Origin of the sequence: Culturomica massiliensis (genome assembly GCF_900091655.1) — a bacterium.
GTDB lineage: Bacteria > Bacteroidota > Bacteroidia > Bacteroidales > Marinifilaceae > Culturomica > Culturomica massiliensis.
This window is the reverse complement of record NZ_LT594621.1, coordinates 423,260-447,708: the sequence shown is the minus strand read 5'-3', so window position 1 is coordinate 447,708 and position 24,449 is coordinate 423,260. Positions and strand designations below refer to the sequence as shown.

Sequence of the window (24,449 nt, the reverse complement as noted above, 5' to 3'; positions counted from 1 at the left end):
CTGAAATCCGGATCACAGATCGGACAACTCCTGTAATCTCACATTATATCCTTCTGCCGTAATCTGCCGGTTATTTTTCCCATCGGCAGTAAATTCAAGTCCGATCTCTTTCTTTTCAAAAGGCAAAAGGGTAAAATAGCCGTCGGAAAAGTAAGCAGGCAAAACTGCTTTTCCGGTATCCTTGTCCCGGACATTTAATTTTACAGCCAGTGCCACTTTATCGGTCGGATTCTCCACGATAATCCGCGCTTTTACAATTCCATTTTCCTCACGGACACGACATCTCCCCGTCAACCGGGTAACGGGTAAACGATTCAAAACCGTAAAATCCCTTGCCGTACGAGAAGTCGTTTCCCAATAAAAATTTTCCGACAAAAGCTGTTTTCCCGCCCTCAATTCCAGGCGGATAAAATACACTTCCGGCCAATTTGCTTTTTCTTCCAACACAAAAACCTCACACATCCGGTTAGATGCCGACTGTACAGTTCCTCGTTCTTCCCACAACTTCTTTCCCTTCAAATCATATATACAAACTTTTGCCGTAAGATTTTTATATTCCCGAAGCGAAGCATTCACCACCTCTACTTTCCGGGATAACGGATTCCACTGCACATGCAAAGGTTCACACGCTTTTTTTGCCCCGAAATAAGCCCCCGGAGTTTCATAATCCCAACTATAAGTCTGCCACACCATACTGGGCCAGGCCGGATGACTCATCCATAACAACACACCGGTAGCAGAACCGAACAACTTACTGTTCCAGCCTTCGAAAATAGCCCGGTAACTCTCATAATTTAGCAATTGCGCTTTACGGCAGAACTCATCCACCCCGGATGATTCCCCCAATTGCCGGTTTATACCATTCTGATACCCCTGAATCAAAGGACTATCCCCCCATTTCCCCATCAACCAGTCGTGATAATACCATACATCCCCGATCGGCCATAAATCTTCCTCTGCCATCATTTTCCGCACGGATTCCGCTGTCGGCAGCGAGGGCGATCCGACCTCATTCGCAAAACCCGCCGCCATTTTAAAATAGTTCACAGGTAAGGTATATTGCCAGGGACCGCTCTTGATCGTATTCATCGTGCGCGAATTACCGATATAATGGCGGGTGCCGTCCAGACGGGCGATAATATCCGAAATACCGTTCTCCAGATACCCGGGAGCAAATCCCTCATTACGGGGACACCACAAAGCAATAGAAGGATGGTTGCGGTGACGCACCACAATCTGACGAATATTTTCCAGCAATAAATTGAAATCAGCCGGTAACAGATTGATCCCTTCGGTCGACATGCTAAAATCATTGAACACCAGTATTCCGTATTCATCGCATAAATCATAAAACACCTCTTCCGTACTCTCCGCTGTCCAATTACGTATCATATTGAATCCTTGCTCCCTATGCAAACGCATATAAGGTTCCATCCGCTCCCTCGCTACCCGCTTCATCGCATCGTCCATTCCCCAGTTACCCCCTTTGCAAAAAATCCGTTTCCCGTTTACACGGACCACCAGATAAGGCTCCGTACCATCATTTCCCAAAACTGTAATACCCTCTGCATCCAAACCGGTTTTCAGAGAAGGGAAATACAAATTACCGACTTTCCGCCGTTTTAAATTATCGATTACCGGCTTTCCGGCTGCATAAGCCTTCTGCGGATTGAACAGGATGCGTACATCTTCCCGATCCTCAGCATCCACCGTCAACTCATATTCCAATTCCCTCACTCCGAAACGAATTTTCCGGCAATCCGATACCCGGTCTTCCACCCACACCCGGACTTCTGCTTCATACAAACAAGGGTTTCCGTAACCGTTCGGCCACCACAAGCGGGGATTTCGCCATCTCAATTCAGCAAACTCCGTAGGATCAAACCGTAGCCGCTGTTTTGCCGAAGCTTCTAAAACAAAATCCTTCGTCACGACTCCATCGTTTACAGATAATTCGACTTTTCCCCGCTTTGCTACAGCTTCCCGGTTTACAAGCCCGATCTCTGCATACAGATCCGCACGTGTCGTATCCGGTAAAGGCAAATCCGTCATCACCCGTATATCCTCTAAAACAACGGCTCCGGTAAATACCAGCCGGACATCCTGCCACAAACCGATATTCCGGTCACGTATACCCGGAATCCAGTCCCAGCCCTCCGTACATATAAAAGTGGGACCGTCCAGACAAAGTACTCCTCCGTTATTTCCATGATCCATTCCATTCTGTTCCTGCGGTATTCCCGGATTGGAAGGAGGCAAAATACGAACCGCCAACACGTTTTTTCCGGTCGTCTTCATACATCCGGTAGCATCAAACTTTCCCTGTACAAAAGCTCCGTCCATCCGTCCCAGCTTCACTCCGTTCAGCCAGATTTCAGCCCGGTAATTAATGCCGTCCAAGACGATAAAACAACGTTTTCCAATCTGTTCTACCGGACATTCAAATACCAGGCGATACCACCAATCTGTCCGGCAAAGCGAATCCGGAATCGCCAGGTTATTCAATCCCCAATACGGATCGGGGTATACCCCTTCATTCACCAGAGTGGTCAACACCGTTCCAGGTACAGTAGCGTTATACCAATTCTTCGTATTCAAATCCAGGTCGAACACCGACTGTCCGGAAGCCGTCAGTTTTTGTGCTTCGGCAAGCTCCCAGCCCGTCCGTAAAAAATATTCAGCCTCCCCTTTTCGTTCCGGAACACAAACCTCATTCCGCTTCGGCTTACGTTCCGGTTTCTGAAAAGGAACCTTCGACTTAGGCAAATCCGTCCGGCCCTGCGGATAAGCTTCTCCAAAGTTCAACCGTGACTGCGCTCCGGATTCGCCTATCCACAAAGCCAGCACCAAACACCATACATATTTCATTCGCATATTATTTCATTTTTCATTTTAACACCTAAACCTACAACACCTTTTACCTTTGTATTTCAAACCCCGATCAGTATTCTCCCAAATTGCACAGAGAAACCGGTTTGAAACTTATCCGACACCGGCAAATACCGATACCCTCTTCTATAAAGCACGTCCTTATCAAACCCATCCCCAACCGTGAATCAAAAATTATAAATTACACAATGAGTCCGTCCCCTCATGTAATTTTCCCACCGGCTCCATTCTTCAATTTATAATCTAAAACCTAAAATCCTTATGAACTCTATCACCTTGCAACTTATTGACCCATTCTATCATACCTTTCCCCTGCACATTTCAATACCGATTCCAGATATTCCTGAGCCCAGCTTTTCGAGCCATCGGGACGAATCAGCCAAAATCCGCGCATATCGGCGGCAGAGCGGAACGGATATTGCTTGCGGTCGAATTCGTCAGCCTTCAACTCATTACAATACAATTCCCAATGAAAAACATAAGGAATATCCAACGCCAGATACACCGCCATAAACGTATCCCACATCCGGACAACCTCTTCTTTCGTTCGGTTCGCCATATTCTCCGGATAACCGATCTCTCCGATAAACACCACCTTTTTTCCGTTCATTTCAGCCGTAGGGCGCATATTCTGCTTTAAAAAACAAATTCCTTCATACATCTTTACACCGTCTTCAGAAACGCCGTCATACGCCGACCAGGAAACCATATCGATTTCTACCCCGGGAAGTACATGCGTTGCCACCGAGGGCACTCCGTTTCGCCCATCCATCACACGATTGGCCTCGACTGCATGGTATACTTTACACTTCCCCCCCTTCACCTCTGCCCTGGCCCGGTCTACCCCCCGCTGGCGGGCATTTACCCACTTACACATATTTTCCACCCGCAACTTCCAATCTGCCGGAGCTCCGTTTATCTCCCAGTGGGCATCCGGTCCGGTTCCTCCTCTCAACAACCAGTCGCCTTCCCAATTCTGTATGATAAACGTAATCTCCCGGTCCCGATATGTCTGCAACAGATAAAGCGACAACCGATAGATATCCTCTTCCGTCTTAGCGAGAGAGACAGTCAGATCCTTCGTCGAATTCCCCGGAAATCCATCCGAAATACTCAACGCGAATACCGAAAACGGCATATCAAAACAACGGCGGTAATAAGGATGTTCCGCTAACTCCTTCAAAGTCGTTTGTCTGGTCACTTTCCAGTCCGAATGGTACATATATCCTTTCGGATTCCCTTCTCCGTTGGCAAACCACAACTTGATAATACCATACCCCAATTCATTCAGTTTCTTTGCTCCTTCTATAATAAAAGGTTCCTCCGTCAGGCAATATTTTCCCCCTACATGGGTAGCTCCCAGACGGAATTTGATATCCGCCGGAATCCGGCATCCGTTGGTCGGACGAAATTTCTCTATCGTATTTCTGATCTCCGGTTCCTGAGCCATACCCACTCCGACCCACAAAACAAATGCTACTAATAATCCGATTCGTCCCATTTTTTTATTTTTCAAAAGCATTCACCTTATACGCTTCATTATCCGGATTTTCGAGAATTTGCTCCCCCTTCACCAATTCTTTATGCAAATCGGCGTAATCCAAATCCTGTACATCTATTCCTTTCTCTATACACAAAGCCGCTGCCGAAGCCGCCGACTGTCCCAGAATCATAAATACCGGCTCCATACGGATAGAGCCATAAGCCGCATGAGTAGCCGACACACAGACCGGAACCAGCAAATTCGCACACTCTTGCTTTTTGGGTAACATCACCTTATAACTGATCTGGTAAGGCTGCTTCAACGGAAGATAAAAACCGCCTTCCGAACGTACATACCCTTCTTTATCCAGACAATACTGAGTGTGATGTGAATCTATCGCATACGATCCCAATCCCACCGGATCACTCACGGGCTCACGCAAACGAACCACATTTTCCGTCACCACATAGTCTCCTGTCATACGACGGCTCTCGCGGATATACAATTGCGGTGTCCAATGTCCGTTCTCTACAAACTCATCCTTCGGCAATCCCCAGGCCGCATAATACGCACGCACTTCTTGCGGTACCCTCGGATGATTCTGTAAAGTCCACACCAATCCCTTTTGATACGTTTCATGCTGTTTCCGTATCTTTTCCCGTTCCGCATAACCGGCTTCGGGATAATTATGATTACCGCCGTTATAATCGGTCGATACCCCGTAATGATTATTTGAATCCGTTTTCCGGTTGCCGACCAGATGCAGCTTAAAACACCTGTCTTTAGGCATTCCCTTTTCCAGAGCCCGGAACAACAACTCGTATTCCATTTCGTCATATCCTTCCGGTTTCTCGATAAAAATACGGTTCTCCACCGAATCCGTCAGGCACATCCGATAACAATATGCCTGCACCTTCGTATCCTCATCCCCTGCATTTCCTCCGGCATCTGCATTCACCCGGGGTAACAAACCGCTGGCCGGGTCTCCCGCAACGCGATAGGGATCGATACCACCCGGCAATTCATTCTCTCCTTCCGGACGGATACCGTTATTCTTTTCTCCGTACCTGGCATTTCCTTCTCTGCCGACAAAATAAGAAACTCCGGCCTTAGCCATCAGATCTCCTTCGTAAGTCGCATCAATAAAAACTTTTCCTTTATAGACATTTCCCGATTCCATCCGGATAGAAACAATCCGGCTGCCCTCTTTCGCAACTCCGTTATCCAAATCCAAACGTTCATGGTATTTTAAATCCACTTTGTTTTCCGCAATCAACTCCTGAAATACCGCTAAAGCCACCTTCGGCTCGAATTGCCACACAGCCTCCGGTTGTCCGTATTTGACACCTATCCGCCGATAAAAATCCGCGGCCAAGCCGCCTATCGTCGAAATTTTACCGTGATCCGTATCTCCCAGTCCACCTGCCGTCAATCCACCAATCCGGCTTTCCGGCTCCAGTAAGATCACTTTTTTCCCCATTTTCTGTCCCTGTATAGCTGCCATGATCCCGGCCGGCGTACCGCCGTAAACCACAATGTCATACTGCTCCGCTGCCCGTTCACAAGACCACCACAAACCGGAAAATACAACTCCCAATATAAATAGTAAACTCTTATACATACTTTTTATTTTAGCACTTACACACTTATTTTTTGATAAAAATAAAACAATAAAACACACTGCCGGAAATCCTTAACACACTTTACAGTCATTTAACAGGAAATCCGTCAACTCTTCCACCCGGCAGGTAGCCAAACCGATATACTTATCAGCACAACCGTAATACACATACAACATATCCTCCACGATCACATTTCCGGTTGGAAACACACACCCCTGGTAATTACCGCACAACTCATAGTTAAATTCCGGTTCCAGAATACAATCCGGCGTACGCGCCAACACCTTCAAAGGATTTTCTTTATCCAACAATACGGCGCCCACCCGGTAATATCCCCTACCCCCGTGTTCAACACCGTGATACAACATCAGCCATCCTTTATCCGTTTTTAACGGCGGAGTGGCTCCTCCGATCTTTTCCTCCCACGTATTTTCCCGGCCGGTAATCAACAAATGACTCTCCTTATCCTCCCAACTCAATAAATCATCTGAAAACTTCACCCATATCGAAGGGTATTTCACCCCGTACTCCGCACCGGTATATTCTTTCGGACGGTGAAGCATCACATAATATTTCCCCACTTTCTCGGGAAACAAAATCACATCCCGGTCGTCCAACATCGGAGAAGTCAGCCGCCCCAACCGTCTGAATGTATGGAAATCACGGGTAATAGCCAATCCGCTACACCCCAGATTTTTCTTTAAAGCTAACGGAGCCTGTCCTCCGCACTCCGGCAGCAACACCTCATCATGGCCAAACGTCCAATACTGTCCCGGAGGAAAAGGACGATACGCATACGTAATATAATAATCCTCATCAAATTTAACAATCCGGGGATCCTCCACGCATCCCGAATCCGGTCCGTCACTACTGGGTACAAAAACCGGACGTTCGGACACCCGCTTAAAATCATAACCGTTCTTACTCACCGCCAGACCGAAACGAATAACATGCTCCACATCGTTCCCGGCCGCCCGGTATAGCATAAAAAAAGTATCGTTTTCATACCACACCCCCGGATTACATACAATCAAACTTTCCCATTCCACCTCCGGATTCGGCTTTAAAACAGGATTCCCACTAAATTTCATCAATTTCATAATACATACACATTTATTCTGTTTTCCGATTAATCAATAAAGCAATACCCAAATCAAAGCACACCCCGCTAACAATACCAGCGACCAGAAACGATAATTCCGGAACCACTTTACTTCCTTTAAATCTGTCGTTTCCTGTCTGAAATCCGCCATGTTGAAAGTTGTATTTTCCAACTTTTCCGGAGAAGGTTTTTTAAAAAACAAGCTGGCCACAACCATAATCACCATACTCGCTGTCAAAAGATAAGGTACAATCAACAAAAAGTGCATATTGCCGAATATCATTTCTTTAAAAAACAACATACATACCGCTATCCCCAATCCCCCCAACAAACCGATAAATACCCCACTGCCATTCACCCACTTTCCGAATACACCCAAAAGAAAAGCTGCGACCACAGGAGGAGCAATATACGACAACATCTCCTGATAATACTTCAGCAACGAACCGAATTTTCCGATATAAGGTGCCCACAACATCGCCAATACAATAATTACCAAAGAAGCCACTTTCCCGACTTTCACCAAAGATGCCGAATCGGCTTTCTTATTCAACTGAGCATAGAAATCCATCGTAAACAAAGTAGAAGTTGAATTCAATATAGCACTCAGTGTAGACGTCAAGGCGGCCAGCAAAGCGGCCAGCATAACGCCCAACAAACCTACCGGCATCAATTGCATCACCATATTGGGATATACCATATCCGGTTTCTCTAAACCGGGAAACAGATAACGGGATATAATTCCCGGAAAAACGATAATCACCAAAGTCAATAATGTCAGAAACCCCGTCAGAAGAATCCCTTTCCGTCCCTCATCCACACTCTTTGCACTCAATACCCGTTGCACCAAAGTCTGATTGTTCGCCCAAAAATAGATGCCCAACACCGGCATTCCCACAATCAACCCCAACCAGGGCGTAGAAGGATCATCCAACGGACGTATCAGCTTCACGGAAAAATCACCGTCAGCCAACAACCCGGATAAATATGCTCCACCTTCCCGAAAGCAAAACACCGTCAGAATCACCGATCCGACAATCAAAATCACCGCCTGTATCAGTTCGGCATTAATAGCCGACGACAAACCACCCGGAATCGTATAGGAAGCCGCAATAATACCGAAAATAATAATTACCGTCTGCAAATCGGCCTCCGGCAATATCAGCTTGATAATCAAAGCTGCCGCATACAAAGCTCCGGCAGCATCCAGAAATATATTACCGATAATACAAATCCCCGAAAAATAATAGCGGGAACGTTTGTCAAAACGTTTTTCCAGAAACTCCGGGATTGTGAAAATATTCGACTTCAGATATAAAGGAAGCAGAAAGAAAAGAAAAAATACCATGACGATGACACCCGTCAGATTGTAATTGAAAACAGCAATACCTGTGTGATAAGCATCTCCCGATTGTCCGATCAGGGTCGTACTCGAAATACTGGCCGCAAAAAGCGACAGTCCGACAATCCACCAGGGCATACTCCTGCCGGCCAGAAAATAAGAACGGGTATCCCGGCTCATGCCGTGACGCACACCCCACCAAATAATAAAAATTAAATAAACCGCTACAATCAGCAAATCCCAAAAACCGACAGAAACCGACATCATATTCTTCTCGCTTAAAATGAACAATACAAATGTAGACGATAAAATACGCAGAACGATATATTTTTTTGTTGATTAACTATACATTTTTGAAAAAAGACACAACCTTTATTATATTTGTTTCAAATTTTACAGCTATGGAAATCCAAAAAGAAATTACCCCACTGTCCGGTGAAGACCTGTTTATTGTCCTTAATCATCCCAATGCTGATTTTGTGTATCCGGTACACTATCATTCCGAATACGAAATAAATCTGGTAATAAATACCTGTGGAAAACGGATTGTAGGTGATTCCATCAACGAATTCGGAGGACTCGATCTCGTCATGACAGGTCCCAACCTCCCGCACGCCTGGCGAGGAGAAACCATTGAAGGTAATCATGTCATTACGATCCAATTCCACGACCAACTGCTTGATTTTCCGATACTAAACAAACGATTATTCGGTCCCATACGCGAATTACTGGAACGCTCCAAACAAGGCATAGAATTTTCGGAAAATGTCAAAAAAGATATGAAAGAAAAAATTTTGGAACTGACACAAATGCATGGCTTCGACACGGCCTTATCGTTCTTTTCAATTTTGTACGACCTGGCTGTATCCCGCAACCAGCATCTGCTCACCAGTAGTTCTTACGACATCTCAAACATCGTCAGGGAATCCAAAAGCCGGCGTATCTCCAAAGCCTGCGAATACATTCAACAACACATCGAAGACGAAGTCAACCTCGCCGCCGTCGCAGATCTGGTAGGCATGTCGGAATCCGCTTTCAGCCACTTTTTCAAAAAAAGAACCGGACGTACCTTTATCGACTATGTCAACGACCTGCGTATCGGTAAAGCCTGTCAAATGCTTTTCGACACCACACACAGCATTGCTGAAGTATGTTACTCCTGCGGATTCAACAACTTGTCGAACTTCATCCGTATCTTCCGCAAGAAAAAAGGAAGTACCCCCAGCGAATACCGGGAGTACGTACAAAAAATGCTGATCAAATTCTGATAATACCGTTTTCCGGCGTCATCATTTATAAACAAACAACTGTCGATCTTTGATTGAAAGTCAATTTTTCAAATAGGAAAACCTGTCTTCATCTAACCGGAAACCGATCGTTCCTGCCTCTGTACTTTTATGACCTTTCCATCATAAATCTAAAACCTAACATGATCTATTATACGATAAGTTTCACCAGTACATACCCACCTGTCAACAACCAACCGTACAGAATCAACGCCAGTATAAATGGCTTTGCTCCCGCTTTTTTAAACTTCTCGATACTTGTTTCCGCTCCCAATGCCGTCATAGCCATCGTCAATAAAAATGTATCCACATTGTTGATGAAATCAACCAAACTTACAGGCAATAAATCGAAAGAATTGAAGCCGATCACGGCCAGAAACCCCAGCGCAAACCAAGGGATGGTAATCTTTCCGGTAGCTTCGCCTCCGGTAGTTCCGGCCACCGGCTGTAATTTCCGTCTGGCTAACGAAATCAGATAACTAAGTACCAGCAAAACCGGTACCAGCATAATCACCCGGATCATTTTCACAATAATAGCCACATCCGAAATCTCTTTACCCATCGCATTTCCGGCTCCTACCACATGTGCCACCTCATGTAAAGTCGACCCTGTATACAGTCCCATCTGTTCGGACGATAAATCTACAATCCCGTTACGATACAATACCGGATACAAAAACATCGAGATCGTTCCGAAAATCACCACCGTCGATACAGCGACTGCTGTTTTAAACGGTTTACTCTTAATGGTAGCCTCGGCTCCCAATATAGCGGCGGCACCGCATATCCCGCTTCCGATAGAGGTCAGTAAAGCAACATCCTTATCCATTTTCAGCAATCGTCCCACAAACACTCCCCCTATAATAGTAACAGTCACCACAGTAGCATCGATCAAAATTGCCGAAAGTCCGACATCCACGATATTCTGAAAAGTAAGACGAAAACCGTATAATATAATACCCAAACGCAACAGTTGCTTGGAACTGAATAAAATACCGGGCACCCAGGTTTCCGGCAAACGGTTCCGCAAACTATTCGCATACAGCATCCCCAAAATAATACCGATAATCAAAGGGCTGAAAGACAGCTTTCTCATAATAACCGTATCTCCGATATAAAATGCCGCACACGAAAAAAGTGCGATGAGCAGAACCCCGTGAAGCATATTGCTTCTTTTTTCACTTAACTTCATTATTGTCGAATTTAATATTCCCTGACTTTGAAACGATATTCAGACAGATTTTGATAACTCCCCGCCTGAATCCGTCGCAAAAGAACAACATTTTCACGAGATAGACCGAATCGAAATAGTTATACCGTATAACTTCCGGTTATAACAAATCGTTCAGTATGCATAATACATCCGGATCGCTTTCAGCATCTCTTTTAAACCTAATGCCAAATAAAATCGAAGCGTAAAGTTTATTAAATCAACGGATTTAAATAAACAAAAAAGCCGGTTTCCATCATTCGGAAACCGACTTTTCCCCTACTTTACTTTCCCGTATATCGCTTACTCAATGCTTTCAGATTCCCTTGCTTCTCCGGAACAGCAAACCGGGTATCCTTAAAAAATTCATCCCGCAATTGTTTCAGCCGCTTTTTCTCCGGAACAAGCGGATAATCGTGCCGGTAAAGTTCTTTCCCTTGCACATTCGCGACGACCACCGCCAACCGGCTTCCGCTGTCTTTCACCGTCAATCGGTCTCCGGCCTGCAAGCCAACCCTCACATTCCCGAACAGCGGCAAACGGAAATCAATATCCGCCGCCTCATTCAGCAACCGGTAAGTATATTCCGTAACATCGCCACTTCGTTTAAAACAACCTTCCAATACGCCTTTCCCTATCCGTTCCTTAAATTGCAAACCGGTTATTGCTGACGGTAATTTCGGCTCTATCACAATTTCCCCTTTTATCATATCGGGACGAATACCCAGAAAATATTGATACCACACCCGCAACTGCTCGGCATTGCTCCAGGCTTGCAGGAATGTACCCGACCGTTTCGCCCAATTTTTGCCTTCACGGGGATGCGCATCCGCATTTTCCGCAAGACTCCCTACCGCCCCTTCTGCCAAAGCCTGACGATTCATATTCTCAAACAATTTCCAGGCAATATCGGGTTGATCCATCTCTATCATCCGCTGCATAGCATGTCCGTTGTTCCACAACCAAACCGTACCGTTATGATAAGCATCGTCCTTATGATAGTATTCCCAATTTTCATGCTGCGGATGAAAATCCGGATCTTTCTGTGACAAAGAACCCGTCCCCCAGGGATATACCAACTCTTCCCATACTTTCCGGGTAACACCCATTTTTACATCTTCATCTCCGATCAACTCAAACACATAAAGTTGATTCGGCCGCACCTGTACATCCCGCGAACCGTCTGTATTCAGATGATCGGCAATAAAAGCCCGTCCTTTGTCTACATAATCGGCTTCAAAATTCTGTTTCAACCGTTGTGCCACACTGTCCCATTCCCCGGCTTTAACCCGGTCGTGCATATACCCGGCCATATATTTTCCGGCCATCAACTGCTGATACCACAACGATTGTATATCGTTCGCCCGGTTTCCCCGCGGCGATCCGGGAATACCGTTCCGCTTCACATCCATCCACGTATCGGCATCCGCATGCAATAAATACCCCTTTTCATCCGTATAATTACGGATAGCAGCATCTATACTCAAAGCTACAGCCGGATAAATCTGCCGGATAAAAGCCGTATCCCCCGAATATTTAATATAATCTTCAATCTGCATAACAAAACGGGGCGTACCGTCCGTCGTATTATACAATATGCCTTCCGTATTGGCCCGGTTCGGAATCCTGCCCCACGTTTGCGAAACCGAATCTTTATTCTGAAAACGGGAAAAATCCGCTAAAATTTCTTTCGCTGTTTCAAACTGTCCGTTCACCAGTACGGCGCCCGGCATCGAAATAAACATATCCCGTCCCCAATATTCGTTAAACCAGGGCAAACCGGCATAAATACCCTTCCCCTGCTGATCCGTCACCAACTCGTCCGTTGTCAGCAGCAACCAAGCCAATGCCTCATCCAGTGTATCCAGATTACTCCGCACCGGATTCCGTTGCAAAATACCTTCCATACGCTCTTTCCGGGCTGCCAGTTTCAGTTCCCCGGCCGACCGGAAATCCCGGATCAGCGAGTCACATCCGGCAGCCGTTCCGTAAGCAATCAGAAAACCTCCGGCAGCGGCCGGAGTCCAAAGTACACTATCAGTATACTCTATTCTTTCCGGACGGAAAGGCACAACCTTCACTTCTTTCCCCGGCGCTTCCCGGGGAACATAGGTAAGTCCGTCTGTCCCCTGCTTCATTGATGCCAACAAACCGGTATTCAATTGAATCCCGATATACCTGCCCTTTATATCTGTCAGCCGGATATACAAAACAGCTTCATTATCGGACATCAGTAATTCCTCTGTAGCCTGTGCGAATACCCGCTCCAATTTATACGGATACATCTTTGCCTGTGCATTACGACGATCCAGAAAAACCGTATCCACAAATAGTTTGTAATCCGAAAAAATACGCTTTTGACGTACATTCCATCCGGCGAACCATTCCCCGAAATCATTTTCCTGTGTACGTCCGTAATAATACCCCGACTTTTTATCCGTAAACGAATATTCACGGTTTTCGGAAGGAGTCACCGCCACTGCAATTTTGTCGGTATTCAAAGGCTCCATACGGCATTCCTCCTGCTGCTTCGTACAGGCTGTTACCAAAATCACCAATCCGAGTAATAAATATCTCATAACATTCCTTATTTATAATACATTACGCAAATGTAAACCGAATCCTGCCATCTCCGAAACAAAACCAAACCTATATAACGAAAAATTCCTGCAAACCGTTGCAGAAAATCACGTCCTCTTTCCATAGCAACCATTCATATTCATCCGGATGTCACCCAGGATGCTAATAAGCAAATTCCCCCGCACCTTTCTCTACTCTTACTCAATCGGAATGGCAATTAGTAATTTTTTTCTCTTTTTTTACCTATATATTAAAAATATATTTAACTTTGCAAAACAAAGTACTTTTAATATGAACAATCAAGAAGCCCTCGATACCTTAAATGACATCCGGAAGATGATGGAAAAATCTTCCCGTTTTGTGTCGCTGAACGGTGCATCAGCCATCGTCATCGGTCTGTATTCCTGTCTCGCAGCTATTATCGCTTACTATATATTGGGCGGAATATCTCCCCTGTCGGAAACTTCTTCCATACCCATATTACAAATAAATACCCCGGGCCGGCTACGGATTCTATTGATTTTTGCCGCCATTCTGATCGGAATTTGCCTCCTTACCGTCATACTCATGTGCCGTCATAAGGCACTGAAAAACAACCGTCCTTTCGGACTCGACCGGACAGCCAAAAGATTACTATGGAACTTTTTTCTGCCATTGACTGCCGGCGGTATCTTTTGTCTGGCCATGTTATACCAGCAACACTACGGACTAACTTCATCCATCATGCTGATATTTTATGGTATAGCACTGATCAATGCCTCAAACTACACTTATTCCAACACCCGTTATTTAGGTTATACAGAACTGGCCCTGGGATTGGCCGACAGCTTTATAGAAGGATATGCACTATTATTCTGGACAGTAGGTTTCGGAATATTCCACATCATCTACGGCATCTGGTTCCATTTCAAATTTGAAAAACAAGCTGCCTCCGTGGCCTGAACACACAGCACATGAAATTAAACTTAGAAGATATAAACAAAGCCTTTGAAAGTAAAGCCCGCCTCGGAATCATGTCCGTTTTAATGGTCAACGAGACAATCGACTTTGTGTCGCTTAAAAACCTACTCGAACTGACCGACGGCAATCTGGCCAGCCATACCCGGAGTCTGGAAGAATTGGGTTACATCCGGAGTCTTAAACAATTTATAGGACGTAAACCCAATACGACATTCTCCGTAACCCCGGAAGGCCGTGAAGCTTTTAAAAAACATCTGACAGCTCTCGAAAACTTTTTAAAAAACCAAATAGATCAATAAAATACATATATTTTTTACTTTTAAACTTTGAATTTCAAAGTACTTTTAACAACACAATAAATAAGATTATGGAAACACAAATCCCAATTTCAAACCGAGACAAATCAACACATCCGAATTTCATGCAACGTAATGCTCTATCGATAAAAATCATTTTGATCGGAGCCTTAATACTGCTTTTGCTCATTCCGCTGGCGATGATCCGGGGACTGATCACCGAACGTCAATACACCGCCTATGAAGCCGGCAATGAGGTACAGGAAAAGTGGAGCAGTGCACAGCAGGTCGTCGGTCCGTTTATCAGTATTCCCTACTATGAAAAACGGGAAGACATTACTTATGAAAACGGTGAAAGTAAAAGAAAAATTGTAACCGTAGCGAATAATCTCCACATCTTGCCGGAAAGCCTGGAAATTACAGGCAATATCGAAACCGAAAAGCTAAACAGAGGATTATACGAAATTGTCGTCTATAAAACTCCCTTGGAATTGAAAGGCAAATTCATTCTTCCCAAAGACTTCAGCAACGATATTGCTGCCGGCAATCTGTTTACCGGACATGCCAGCCTCAATATCGGTTTATCCGACCTCCGGGGTATCAGCAGACAACCTGAAGTAAAATGGGGAAATGAAACACTTCCGCTCAATCCCGGCCTTCCAGCCAATTCGATCCTACCCTCCGGAATATCCGTTCCATTACCGCTAAACCGCTATCTACAGCCCGGAGATACGGTTGATTTCAGTATCAAGATTCATCTCAAAGGCTCACAATCTTTAAAATTCGCTCCCTTCGGAAAAATCACAAACATAAAAATCAACTCCAACTGTAATACGCCCAGTTTCTGCGGAGCTTTCCTCCCGGAAAACAGAGAAGTCACAGACACCGGTTTTACGGCCGACTGGCAGATATTACATCTCAACCGCAACTACCCGCAAACCTTCAGCGGTAATCGTACTCTCACTTCCGAGGAATTAGCCGTCTTCGGCACCGAATTATTACTGCCGGTACAGCAATACCAACAATCCATGCGTTCGGTAAAATATGCCTCACTTATCATCATCCTCACGTTTGTTGTCAGTTTCTTCGTCGAGGTAATGCAAAAAAAACACATCCATCCCTTTCAATACCTGTTAATCGGATCGGCTCTTTGCCTGTTCTACACCTTACTGATCGCTATCTCCGAGCACCTGGGATTTACCCCGGCCTATCTGATCTCTGCACTGATGACTATTATTCTGATCACACTGTATCTCATCGGAATACTAAAAATCCGAAAAACGGCCTTCACTATCGGAGGCCTGCTGGCACTGCTATACACTTATATCTTTGTACTCATCCGGATGGAAACCTACGCCTTACTCTCAGGCAGCCTCGGACTCTTTGTTATTCTGGCCGTTATTATGTACTACTCTCAAAAAATCAACTGGAATACATCTTCTCCCAATTAAAAAGAACAAGCGGCAGAAAGAAAATAAAATTTTTCTTTCTGCCCCTTCATTTTCTATTGCCGGCATGACGGTCTTCGTCTGAACACAGCCTGTTTTCTCTCTACGAAACAGTCAAAAACGACTCGATATTGGCAATTACCTTTTGCGAAAGCCGCTCCATACACTGTGCCGAATGCCCAGCCACTTTAGGCGTATAAAGTACATTATCGAATTCAGCCAATGCATCGGCGTATGCCCCGATTCCGACACCGTCACACAGGTAAAAATTACGTACATCACTCCGTAACCACTTCGACAGATCAGGCAAAAAAGCCGTAGGCCCTACCGACGTATTAACCAATATCTTTTCCTTACCCAAATTCATAAACTCAGCATCTCCCAAGATAAACGTATTCCGCGGCAGGCAGGTACATACGATATCCGAACGTCGTAAAAGTTCAGCCAACGGATAATAAGTATATCCTTCCTTCTCGGCTTCCCGCTTTCGATTCCGTCCGAAATAAGACACCTCAGCCCCCAGAAAACGGAGTGCATCGCCGATCATCTTTCCAGTACGCCCCAACCCGATAATTCCAACTTTCTGCCCCGTCAGTTCCAATGCTTCCCTTTTCCATTGATGCTCACCGAAACCATGCAATAAACGAACCAGCCCGCTTATCACATATTCCACCACACCTTCGTCTCCGTAATCCCGTATTCCCGACACCACAATTCCCCTCTCCCGTGCCGCAGCAATATCCACATTAGCACTTTCCTCACTGTATAGCGAACAACACATCCCGATATATTTTATCCCGGAACAAGCTTCAATTATCTGCCGCCCGATCCTCGTATTATACGAAACCAATACACCATCCGCATCCCCGATCCGGGATATCGCCTCCTCCTCATCCGCTGGTATATCATCATAACATATCACGTTTTTTGCTAAAGCGGACAAACGTTCCAAAGCCCACGGCCTCAATCCGGTGTCGTCGATTACTACTATTTTTTTAAACATACCCGAACTCTCTTTTAACTTTATATGATTTTCTGAATTTTCCCTATCGCTTCCGAAAACAAATATACGGTTAAATCCTATGCAACACACCACAACCGATTTAAATATCAACACATATCCATATACTTTTCCAAAAATTAAAATAATAATTACCTTTGTTTCAATACACAGATTTGTATCCCTCACGGAAGATGTAAATCAGAGACAACACAACCCCATTTACCCGATCACACCCAAAGCAGACCATACAATTATCCACATAAAACACCTCAATATGAAAACAATTTATCTGATTTTAAGTATATGCTGTACCTTACTTGCAAACGGAGCAAATAAACAGGATGCAAACGGCTGGTACTTCATTACCGACAGCCGGACAAACGCATTCGATCCTTCTCCGATCGTCACGGTCGCCGATTTCGAAATACTACGGATCGACTCCCTGCTCAACACGGAAAATACCATGACTTACGTACTCACCGGAAAAGTAAAAGCCGACAAAATCAAAACCTGGGCTGACGCCACCGAAAAAGCAACAGGCAAACAAATAGGCTTTCTCTACAATGGTAAAATCATCACCGCTCCACAGGTAAACATGAAAATCGAAAACGGCAATTTTTTAATATCTTCTCCCGAACTGATCGAAGACAGAGAAAAAATACTCGCCATCTTCGAACAACTGAAAAAAGAAATGAAATAAGATTCCCCGGCCAATCACAAAGAAATAAATCTCATACCCAAATGACGCTGTTGATAAATAAATTACAAACAGCACGCATAAGCATATGATCATACCCAAAGTTCTGCCTGATGCAGGCTGCGGAAACCGATAAATAAAACATGACAAAAAGTAAAATCACAGGGACGGGGCAATTGTGCTATTAAACCGACCGCCTTTGCTGAAAAAGAAAAAGCCTTGTATTTACAATTAAAAACTTCTGAAATCATTTGAATTTCAGAAGTTTTCCTATCTTATTTTATGTTCCGGCCGGGATGTCTACCCCGATTACATTTCACATGTTCAATAAATTACAAAAATCATCGGTTCCTAGCTTTCAAAAACCACCCGGCCAAATATTTACGAACAGGTTCGTCATACAATTTCAGGCAAATATAAGCTAAAAGCATACTCCCTATAACTACCGCCAAAGCTCCGTATAATGATTCCCCGAATGTAAGTTCTTCATTTTTAACCCATGCATAATACAGATAGATAAAAGGATAATGCACCATATACAAAGGATAGGATATATCTCCCAGAAATTTACATACCCGTTTCGTATATCTATCGGTAATCTTGCCGGAAGCACCCAAATAGACGATAAGGGGGAATAACAGTGCAAAACAAATCGTATCGTATAAGCCGTTCATCCATAAATGTCCGGCTCCCCCCAGGCGCGGAACAGCCAACAGAACAATGACAGCCAAACTGCATATCCAAAATGCCCCTTTTATATGGGTCGGTTTAAACATACGGAATAAAAGCAAACCGGCAGAAAAAGAGTATAGCAAACGAAAAAATCCTCCCGTAAACTCGATTCCTGTCAGCGAAAATCCGGCACAAATATCCCCATAAGGACCGAATATGCTAAAAACAGCCAAGGCACATCCGGCAACAACCACCAACAAAGCAAGCATTGCTGTAGAAAATTTACGGATAAACAAGGCATACAGAATATTTCCGATATACTCGAAAAACAAAGACCAGCTCGGACCGTTCAAAGGATACATTTCCCCCAAACCCCGGATTTCAGTACCGGGCGTAGCCGGTATTAAAAGGGCATTGATAAATGTTGCCACAAACAAGGCACCCACTGTAACTTTTGCAACATCCCATACCGGACATCCCTGAAAATAAAACACAATCGCTCCGATAACAGCCCCCATGACAACCATAGGATGAAGACGTATGATTCTGCGTTTGATGAAATCCTTGGCAGTCACTGTTTTCCACCGGTCGTCATAAGCATAACCGATAACGAAACCGGACAAGATAAAAAAGAAATCCACTGCCAGATAACCGTGATTGATTTTCTGATCTAAATGACTTGTTGCATAAGCTTCGAATATATGAAACCATACGACCATAATAGCAGCCACACCACGTAATCCGTCGAGAATAGCGTAATGTGGTTTTGTATCTGCAAAAGCTGCGGAAGAAAATTGTGTTTTTAACATGAATAGACAGTAATAATTTCAGCTCCTGTTTAAAAATCAAAAGTTATTATAAAAAAGTGCCTTTTCCTGCTGTTAAAATGATTCGTTTTAATTACCAAATATAAAATAATTATGTATACCACCGATTTAGAATAGACACAGCTGTAAAACTATCAATAAAATCCTGAACGTGCAAACGCCAAAGAAAAATATAATTTAACGAAAATTTAAACTTATAGACAAGACAGGAATAAAACACATTTTGTATCCGCTATTTATCCCGGCTGAATTTTAAAAGAAATACCGCCAATTATTAAATTAATAACCCGGAATTTAAAAACACAATTTTCTTCGTCATTTCTGTTATGAGAGACACATACCGACAATCTGAAAACCACCTGTATATGGGTAGGACAATCCGTAATTTATCTACTCCTATTACAATCAAAACGCCGTAATTTTGAAATATCCGATAGAAAATCAATCAGTTACTCAAATGAAAGCGAAAAGAACAATAATGGCAACAACAGCAATGGCACTGTTGTTTCATGCAGCAAATCCGTTAAATGCACAGGATATGAAAAAAGAAAAAATTCCTCAGAACTTAAGTGCATTTCCGGTCGGAAATGCCAACGTGCAGTATGCAAAATTTTTTATCGGCCAATGATGCAGCCTATGCCGAAGCTACGCCCCAAAGCGGAGAACTCTCGGCCAACACACCCCCTGACTGCCCTACTATAAAGCAATAAAATTAAACAACGACATTAAAATACCGGTACCAGATTCAATGTAAGATCAGGTAACCTCTGAAATTAGTCATCTACGATACAGTCAGTAAAAACGGAAGAGGCTGCCCCTCTTCCGTCTTTCAATTTTGCGAATATCGGTATTCACTGGGTGATATCCCCGTTATTTTCTTAAATATCAAACTGAAATACTGCACGCTGGGAAACCCTAACTGGCACGATACGGCAGCAGGTGTAGTGCCTGCTTTCAACAGTAGCCTTTTGGCAATATCCAACCGTTTAAACTGAAAATATTCCGTCAGTGTCTTACCGGTTTCAAACTTCAACACGTCATTAAAATAGGCAACCGACAGATTCAAATCTCCGGCAAAGTACTCAGATGCCGGCTGTTCTCCTCTCTGTAACCTACCGGAAACCATATAGTCATTGAGCAATTTTTCCAGTTTTTCCAAAATAGCTTTGTTTTTGGTTTCCCGGGTAATAAACTGACGCTCGTAGAAGCGGGCGCAATAATCCAGTAACAATTCGATATGACGCGACAAAATAGTACTGCTATGCGTATCGATAGCATGGTGAAGTTCTTCTTCTATATTTTCAAGACAGCATACAACTTTGGACGTTTCACGCTGTGACAAATGCAATGCTTCTTCTTTATCGTAAGCAAAAAAAGTATAACTTTTAATATGATTTTTCAATGAAGTACGAAACAACAGGTCGGGATGAAATGCCAAAAGCCATCCTTTATCGGGTAATGCGCCGGTCTCACTCATACGAAAAATCTCTCCGGGAGCGAGAAACACCATTGTAGCGTTGGAATAATCATAATACTTGCGCCCACAACAATTACAACCACCCGGGCAATCTTCTATCAACAGGACAGCGTAAAACTCAAATTTCACAGCATCTTGTCCTAAATCGGGTTTCTCCAGATTGATAATACTTACCTGTGGATGTAAAGTCTTATTTCCCAGACATTGATTACACTCGCATACCGTTTTTATGTCTAACGTATTCCCTTTCATTCTAAAAACAATCATTCGGTCTGTACACGATATTCGTTAGGAGTACATCCTACGCGCTTCTTAAACAAACGGGAAAAGTGTTGCGGATATTGAAAACCCAACGAATAGGCTATCTGACTGACAGTTTCTTCCGTACCGAGGATGCGTTCTTTGGCAAAATCAATTACCTTTTCCTGAATGTGCTCTTGCGCTGTCTTCCCGGTGATTTTCTTTACCATATCACCGAAATAGTTAGGAGAAAGACAGATTTTACCGGCAAAATACTTTACGGTAGGCAAACCATCAGATTCCGGAACATTACTACTGAAATATTCGTCAAGCAATTCCTCAAATTTTGTCAAAACATCATGACTCTCATTTTCACGAGTAATAAACTGACGCTCATAAAAACGCATACAATAATTAAGCAATAATTCAACATTCATTGCAATCAACGACTTGCTGTGTTTATCAATTGCATGAGTCAATTCCAATTGAATATTTTTTAAGCAATCTATGACAATACTTTTTTCCTGTTCGGACAAATGTAACGCCTCATTAACGGCATAAGAAAAAAAGCCGTACTGCTTGATATTCTTTCCGAGCGTTGTACCACGTATCAGATCGGGATGAAACACCAAACCGAGCACCGGCTGTGAAGCTCCTTCCGAATTAGTGATGGAAACAGACTGATCGGGAGCAAAACAGACGATGGTTCCGTCCTGATAATCATACTTCCTGCGTCCGTAACGGATATCACAACTCTTATACAATTTCAGAAAAACGGCATATAAACCGTAATTCAACTGAACATTATTAAGCGATTTGGTAGCTTTCCGAAGGTCTGCAACTGATACCAAAGGGTGTAACGTTTCAAAACCATACAAAGAATTGTACTGGTCGACACTGGTTAAATTAATAATTTCATCCATAAACGTAAATATCTAATTAAAGCAGAGATATGTACAAATACAGTGCATTCACAGCTTTTTCAACCCATATCCTATAATTTTCCAATAACAAAATTAAAGTATTATTTTCATTTTTCCACAACCCCAATTACAGATATACTTACCCCATTTACAGATTTTACATCTTTTCTGGTTTCTTTCTTCATAAAGTCTCCCATTTTCGATTTTGAATTAACTGATGAGGAAATTGCAGTCATAAATGCGTTTGACCGTAACGAGAAGCATGACTGGTATTAAATTAATTCGAATTATGAAAAAAAATGTTGATTTATAAGAGTTATTAGTAACAAAACAATACTAAAAACAAGGCGGAGAAATCAGGTTGCTGGCGAAGTCTAAAATAAGTTCAAAAGGAACAGCAGCTGATCTGATAGTCTAAAAAACGATAAGTTAGGAAAAGAACTCAAAGTAAGTTTGTAAAACACAAATAAAAAATTCTATCTTTGTAATAAGGGTTGACGTATGCCATACCCGGACATAGTAAAAAAGAGGCGTTATGTCTTCTTCTTGTGTGATTAAAGCTTAGGAAACTGAATATCACGAATGCAAGAGAATGGCGTAATGGTTTCCACGCATATGCGTGGGGCTGTTATCACCACATCTTCATTCATGGGTATTCCTAAGCACCTGATCACAGAGACGTGGCATACGGTCCCACGCTTCTTAATGTTAAATGTTCTTTTGGTGGCCGGAGAACGATCACTAAAATATGCGGAAAAACATTTTAGCATTCTTAGCCATTCTAACGCGATGTACTGTATCATACGCCCGGGAATTAAAAGTCGGAATAAGCAACTTTAAGGCTGTGGCTGAACTTATTCGGCGAGCCATAGATGGAGTATCAGCCACTTTTATCACCTGTTTTATCAATCCCACAGAATACACACTTAAAGAGAGAGCACAAATCAATAAGCTCAGAGAAAAGCAAAACCTCCGGCGAAGCACAATATCCTATTTGTATTCCGGAATCTGCTATGACACCATCCTGCCGCAAGATCCAGGCCAATGGCACGAGGATTACAGACAAGCATTAAGAAATGCTGCAAAATATGGAGACAAACAGTCCCGGGAAATGTGAAAGGCCGCAGAACTGAGTTATTAACATTAACAAATCACATGAATATGAAAAAGTACATTTCCTTTCTTCTTTGTTGTACATTTCTTGCGTTTAATTCAAGCAAGAGTTTGTGCCAAGTGTACCAGCAGAACAAGCAGATTGCCATTCAACAAAATCAGCAGAATGTGAATATCAATGTGCCGGTCATAGAGAAAAAAGTATATGTGGACAGATTCCGGACTGTATACGTGGACAGACCACAGCCTAAAAGGGTTGCGAGAAAACTGTCTGCTCCATTCTGTTTGCATGGCTATCTGTGGGTTTACACTGAAGATATAGGCAACTTCAAAAACCAGGCGGACGCTTGGGAGATAATCCAAAACATCAATGTACAAGCCCCTTTCGGACGCAACACATGGCGCATTCCCACCTCGGCAGAATTAGCAGTATTGGAGCAAAATGCCGATAAGGTAGGGTTGGGAGAAGATATCTACCTGGCCACCGACCATCGTAACGGTGTGCTGAGAATGGTATCTACTGGTCCCACTGCTGCAGAACGAAAGGCGGAAGCTGATAAACTGGCTATGGCGCGACGCATTCAAGAGGAAGAGGTACGACGCAGAGCAGAGCAACAAAGACGACAACAAGAAACAAAACTTGCGATAGAAAGACAGCAACAAGCCGATGCTGCCCGGATTAAAGCCGAAGAACAAAGGAAGGCAGAACAGATCAGACAGCGGATACTTGAGGAAGAATACAGGAAACAAATGGCTGCAGAAGAATTGAAACAACAGACATTCGCCGAAGAACGCAGAGCCGATGCCGCCGCTAGGGTTACAATTAATGGTATTACCTGGGCAACACGTAATGTGTCAGGCAGTGGAACTTTCGTTTCAAGTGTTGAAATGTATGGTGGGTATTTTACTCACATGGATGCAGCGTCTGCGTGCCCTGCCGGATGGAGATTGCCTACAGAGTCAGAAATGAGGCAATTATATTCATTACCTAAAAAAGAAGATACAGTAAACGGAGTGAAAGGAACCCGGTTTGGTGTTGGCGCAAACTCGGTTTTCTTACCTATTGCAGGTGCCTATGGATATGACGGAACGTTCTCGTCATCTACAGCGGTATATTGGTCAGGGACTTCATCATCAAAGTATAATATATATTATCTCAATATAAAGACGGGTTACTATGGTGGAGTGATGAAAAGAGAGTTTTCGGGGAGCAACAAAAGGGTAAGGTACCCTGTGCGTTGTGTACGTAAATAATCATGTTATACTAATTCAAATCAAT

The 24,449-nt window shown here is 43.6% G+C and carries 19 protein-coding genes; 8 read left to right on the top strand and 11 right to left on the bottom strand.

Annotation, left to right across the window (positions count from 1 at the left end; all coding sequences use genetic code 11):
* Positions 1-12: 12 nt before the first annotated feature.
* From BN8908_RS02990 to BN8908_RS02970, 5 genes are all read right to left on the bottom strand, one after another.
* Entirely contained in the window at positions 13-2,868 is a 2,856-nt protein-coding gene (locus tag BN8908_RS02990) for a glycoside hydrolase family 2 protein (protein WP_021987332.1), read from the bottom strand.
* A 304-nt stretch (positions 2,869-3,172) separates the two neighbouring features.
* Entirely contained in the window at positions 3,173-4,390 is a 1,218-nt protein-coding gene (locus BN8908_RS02985) for a hypothetical protein (protein WP_148453158.1), read from the bottom strand.
* Positions 4,391-4,394: 4 nt separating this feature from the next.
* On the bottom strand, positions 4,395-5,993 hold the full coding sequence (locus BN8908_RS02980; protein ID WP_021987334.1) for an FAD-dependent oxidoreductase: 1,599 nt from the start codon (positions 5,991-5,993) through the stop codon (positions 4,395-4,397).
* Positions 5,994-6,065: 72 nt separating this feature from the next.
* Complete coding sequence (locus tag BN8908_RS02975) at positions 6,066-7,094, bottom strand: glycoside hydrolase family 130 protein (RefSeq protein WP_021987335.1); 1,029 nt, start codon at positions 7,092-7,094, stop codon at positions 6,066-6,068.
* Between the two features lie 33 nt (positions 7,095-7,127).
* A complete protein-coding gene (locus BN8908_RS02970; RefSeq protein WP_021987336.1) occupies positions 7,128-8,705 on the bottom strand; it encodes a sodium:solute symporter family transporter in 1,578 nt (525 codons plus the stop codon).
* A gap of 134 nt (positions 8,706-8,839) precedes the next feature.
* On the opposite strand from BN8908_RS02970, the gene BN8908_RS02965 reads away from it, so the two are divergent.
* Positions 8,840-9,706, top strand: a complete 867-nt coding sequence (locus BN8908_RS02965; protein ID WP_021987337.1) for an AraC family transcriptional regulator — start codon at positions 8,840-8,842, stop codon at positions 9,704-9,706.
* A gap of 169 nt (positions 9,707-9,875) precedes the next feature.
* On the opposite strand, the gene BN8908_RS02960 is transcribed toward BN8908_RS02965, so the two are convergent.
* On the bottom strand, positions 9,876-10,916 hold the full coding sequence (locus BN8908_RS02960) for a YeiH family protein (protein WP_021987338.1): 1,041 nt from the start codon (positions 10,914-10,916) through the stop codon (positions 9,876-9,878).
* 302 nt (positions 10,917-11,218) lie between these two features.
* Complete coding sequence (locus tag BN8908_RS02955; protein WP_021987339.1) at positions 11,219-13,513, bottom strand: amylo-alpha-1,6-glucosidase; 2,295 nt, start codon at positions 13,511-13,513, stop codon at positions 11,219-11,221.
* 292 nt (positions 13,514-13,805) lie between these two features.
* On the opposite strand from BN8908_RS02955, the gene BN8908_RS02950 reads away from it, so the two are divergent.
* The 3 genes from BN8908_RS02950 to creD all read left to right on the top strand — a co-directional run bounded on the left by BN8908_RS02950 (position 13,806) and on the right by creD (position 16,221).
* On the top strand, positions 13,806-14,456 hold the full coding sequence (locus BN8908_RS02950) for a hypothetical protein (RefSeq protein WP_021987340.1): 651 nt from the start codon (positions 13,806-13,808) through the stop codon (positions 14,454-14,456).
* Positions 14,457-14,467: 11 nt separating this feature from the next.
* Positions 14,468-14,773 carry a winged helix-turn-helix domain-containing protein gene (locus BN8908_RS02945; RefSeq protein WP_021987341.1) on the top strand — a complete coding sequence of 102 codons (306 nt, stop codon included), beginning with the start codon at positions 14,468-14,470 and terminating at the stop codon, positions 14,771-14,773.
* 122 nt (positions 14,774-14,895) lie between these two features.
* Positions 14,896-16,221, top strand: coding sequence for a cell envelope integrity protein CreD (gene creD / locus BN8908_RS02940; RefSeq protein ID WP_235837402.1), 1,326 nt, complete (start codon positions 14,896-14,898; stop codon positions 16,219-16,221).
* A 100-nt stretch (positions 16,222-16,321) separates the two neighbouring features.
* Here the strand turns inward: creD and BN8908_RS02935 are convergent, their stop codons facing one another.
* Positions 16,322-17,221, bottom strand: a complete 900-nt coding sequence (locus BN8908_RS02935; RefSeq protein WP_021987343.1) for an NAD(P)-dependent oxidoreductase — start codon at positions 17,219-17,221, stop codon at positions 16,322-16,324.
* Positions 17,222-17,495: 274 nt separating this feature from the next.
* On the opposite strand from BN8908_RS02935, the gene BN8908_RS02930 reads away from it, so the two are divergent.
* Complete coding sequence (locus tag BN8908_RS02930) at positions 17,496-17,921, top strand: SecDF P1 head subdomain-containing protein (RefSeq protein WP_082989204.1); 426 nt, start codon at positions 17,496-17,498, stop codon at positions 17,919-17,921.
* A 338-nt stretch (positions 17,922-18,259) separates the two neighbouring features.
* Here BN8908_RS02930 and BN8908_RS02925 read toward each other — a convergent pair whose 3' ends face one another.
* On the bottom strand, positions 18,260-19,399 hold the full coding sequence (locus BN8908_RS02925; protein WP_068688981.1) for an acyltransferase family protein: 1,140 nt from the start codon (positions 19,397-19,399) through the stop codon (positions 18,260-18,262).
* A 439-nt stretch (positions 19,400-19,838) separates the two neighbouring features.
* On the opposite strand from BN8908_RS02925, the gene BN8908_RS18410 reads away from it, so the two are divergent.
* Positions 19,839-20,045 carry a hypothetical protein gene (locus tag BN8908_RS18410; RefSeq protein ID WP_148453155.1) on the top strand — a complete coding sequence of 69 codons (207 nt, stop codon included), beginning with the start codon at positions 19,839-19,841 and terminating at the stop codon, positions 20,043-20,045.
* Between the two features lie 201 nt (positions 20,046-20,246).
* Here the strand turns inward: BN8908_RS18410 and BN8908_RS02920 are convergent, their stop codons facing one another.
* Both BN8908_RS02920 and BN8908_RS02915 read right to left on the bottom strand, forming a co-directional pair.
* A complete protein-coding gene (locus tag BN8908_RS02920; protein ID WP_118773786.1) occupies positions 20,247-21,146 on the bottom strand; it encodes a helix-turn-helix domain-containing protein in 900 nt (299 codons plus the stop codon).
* Between the two features lie 11 nt (positions 21,147-21,157).
* On the bottom strand, positions 21,158-22,057 hold the full coding sequence (locus BN8908_RS02915; protein ID WP_068688978.1) for a helix-turn-helix domain-containing protein: 900 nt from the start codon (positions 22,055-22,057) through the stop codon (positions 21,158-21,160).
* 844 nt (positions 22,058-22,901) lie between these two features.
* Between BN8908_RS02915 and BN8908_RS18680 the strand changes: the two genes are divergently transcribed.
* Both BN8908_RS18680 and BN8908_RS02905 read left to right on the top strand, forming a co-directional pair.
* The gene (locus BN8908_RS18680) at positions 22,902-23,174 is read left to right on the top strand and encodes a hypothetical protein (protein ID WP_161945851.1); all 273 of its coding nucleotides are present in this window, start codon (positions 22,902-22,904) and stop codon (positions 23,172-23,174) included.
* Positions 23,175-23,218: 44 nt separating this feature from the next.
* Positions 23,219-24,424 (top strand): fibrobacter succinogenes major paralogous domain-containing protein, encoded by a 1,206-nt coding sequence (locus BN8908_RS02905; protein WP_068688975.1) that lies wholly within the window; start codon positions 23,219-23,221, stop codon positions 24,422-24,424.
* Positions 24,425-24,449: the final 25 nt, after the last annotated feature.

What these genes read in the sequence shown, in the direction of transcription:
- BN8908_RS02990 (WP_021987332.1), bottom strand. Translation starts at nt 2,868, where the DNA reads ATGAAATATGTATGGTGTTTGGTGCTGGCTTTGTGGATAGGCGAATCC.
- BN8908_RS02985 (WP_148453158.1), bottom strand. Translation starts at nt 4,390, where the DNA reads ATGGGACGAATCGGATTATTAGTAGCATTTGTTTTGTGGGTCGGAGTG.
- BN8908_RS02980 (WP_021987334.1), bottom strand. Translation starts at nt 5,993, where the DNA reads ATGTATAAGAGTTTACTATTTATATTGGGAGTTGTATTTTCCGGTTTG.
- BN8908_RS02975 (WP_021987335.1), bottom strand. Translation starts at nt 7,094, where the DNA reads ATGAAATTGATGAAATTTAGTGGGAATCCTGTTTTAAAGCCGAATCCG.
- BN8908_RS02970 (WP_021987336.1), bottom strand. Translation starts at nt 8,705, where the DNA reads ATGATGTCGGTTTCTGTCGGTTTTTGGGATTTGCTGATTGTAGCGGTT.
- BN8908_RS02965 (WP_021987337.1), top strand. Translation starts at nt 8,840, where the DNA reads ATGGAAATCCAAAAAGAAATTACCCCACTGTCCGGTGAAGACCTGTTT.
- BN8908_RS02960 (WP_021987338.1), bottom strand. Translation starts at nt 10,916, where the DNA reads ATGAAGTTAAGTGAAAAAAGAAGCAATATGCTTCACGGGGTTCTGCTC.
- BN8908_RS02955 (WP_021987339.1), bottom strand. Translation starts at nt 13,513, where the DNA reads ATGAGATATTTATTACTCGGATTGGTGATTTTGGTAACAGCCTGTACG.
- BN8908_RS02950 (WP_021987340.1), top strand. Translation starts at nt 13,806, where the DNA reads ATGAACAATCAAGAAGCCCTCGATACCTTAAATGACATCCGGAAGATG.
- BN8908_RS02945 (WP_021987341.1), top strand. Translation starts at nt 14,468, where the DNA reads ATGAAATTAAACTTAGAAGATATAAACAAAGCCTTTGAAAGTAAAGCC.
- creD (WP_235837402.1), top strand. Translation starts at nt 14,896, where the DNA reads ATGCAACGTAATGCTCTATCGATAAAAATCATTTTGATCGGAGCCTTA.
- BN8908_RS02935 (WP_021987343.1), bottom strand. Translation starts at nt 17,221, where the DNA reads ATGTTTAAAAAAATAGTAGTAATCGACGACACCGGATTGAGGCCGTGG.
- BN8908_RS02930 (WP_082989204.1), top strand. Translation starts at nt 17,496, where the DNA reads ATGAAAACAATTTATCTGATTTTAAGTATATGCTGTACCTTACTTGCA.
- BN8908_RS02925 (WP_068688981.1), bottom strand. Translation starts at nt 19,399, where the DNA reads ATGTTAAAAACACAATTTTCTTCCGCAGCTTTTGCAGATACAAAACCA.
- BN8908_RS02920 (WP_118773786.1), bottom strand. Translation starts at nt 21,146, where the DNA reads ATGAAAGGGAATACGTTAGACATAAAAACGGTATGCGAGTGTAATCAA.
- BN8908_RS02915 (WP_068688978.1), bottom strand. Translation starts at nt 22,057, where the DNA reads ATGGATGAAATTATTAATTTAACCAGTGTCGACCAGTACAATTCTTTG.
- BN8908_RS02905 (WP_068688975.1), top strand. Translation starts at nt 23,219, where the DNA reads ATGAAAAAGTACATTTCCTTTCTTCTTTGTTGTACATTTCTTGCGTTT.